Source organism: Candidatus Phytoplasma phoenicium (assembly GCF_001189415.1).
In the GTDB taxonomy this organism is placed as follows: domain Bacteria; phylum Bacillota_I; class Bacilli_A; order Acholeplasmatales; family Acholeplasmataceae; genus Phytoplasma; species Phytoplasma phoenicium.
In genome coordinates this window covers 1-1218 of record NZ_JPSQ01000030.1, presented here as the reverse complement: position 1 = coordinate 1218, position 1218 = coordinate 1, and the positions used below count along the sequence as shown (strand labels likewise).

Below are 1218 nucleotides of genomic sequence, written 5' to 3'. Positions count from 1 at the left end.
CTATTGAAGTCTAATAATATTATTTTCGATAAAAATATAATTACCTTCTTTGGTTTCGTTTAAATAATTCATATATTTTTTTAATAACGATTCATTTGTGAAAGGAATAACGCCGAAACATAACATCAAGCGTTGTGCTTCATGATTGCTTTTAACTAAAGATAAAATAGGTTCAGAAGGATGAAATTTAGAAATAGTTACCGCATCTTCTAAGTTATTCACTATAATAGCTTTAATAGGTGTTTTTAAGGCTAATTCTACACTATTCAATAAAATATGTTCTTTAGTATTTTTAGGTTCATACATTTGAGAAAGAAAAAAATAATCTACTACTTTTTCTGCTTGGTGATTAATTTTAGACATATATTGTACTGTTTCTAAAGGATATTTTCCTGCAGCGCTTTCCCCAGATAACATTGTAAACGTAGTTCCTTCTACTACAGCGTTAAAAACATCTGAGATTTCAGCTCTTGTAGGAAATGGATTTTTTTGCATCGATTCTAACATTTGAGTAGCAACAATAACAGGTTTTCCTTTTATTAAACATTTTTCAATTATTTGTTTTTGGTATATTGGTATTAATTCTATAGGAACTTCAATACCTAAATCACCTCTAGCTACCATAATACCATCTGATAATTTTATAATATCATCTAAATTATCAATACCTTCTTGATTTTCAATTTTAGAAATAATTTGAATATGTTTGTTTTGATATTGATTTAAAATTTGTTGAACATTTTTGACATCCTGTGCCCTACGTACAAAAGATGCTGCAATATAATCAAAATCTTGTTCAATAGCAAAAATAATATCTTGATGATCTTTAGGTGAAATAAATTCCATATTTAAATTAACATTAGGAACATTAATCCCACGACGTGATTTTACAACATGAGTGTTTTGTGCTTGCGTAATGATTTCTCTTTTATCGTTATCTTTTGCTTTAACTACCAAAGATAAATATCCATCATCAACATAAATTGTATCGTTGATTTTTATTTCATAGTATAAATGAGGATAAGTGACTGAAAATAAAGAAGAATTTCCTAAGACTTCTTGCATCGATATGGTTACTTGTGAGTTTTTTGTAATTGTAACTAAACCATCGAATTGATGTGTACGTATTTCTGGTCCTTTAGTATCTAACATTAAACCCACATGTGTATTTAATTCTTTACTAATTTTTCTAATTTTTTGTATAAGCATTTTTGTTTG

General features: G+C 27.3%; 1 protein-coding gene. It reads right to left on the bottom strand.

Annotation, left to right across the window (positions count from 1 at the left end):
- A partial coding sequence (gene pyk / locus AlmWB_RS00865; RefSeq protein WP_050337184.1) for a pyruvate kinase occupies window positions 1–1218 on the bottom strand: 1218 nt, incomplete at its 5' end.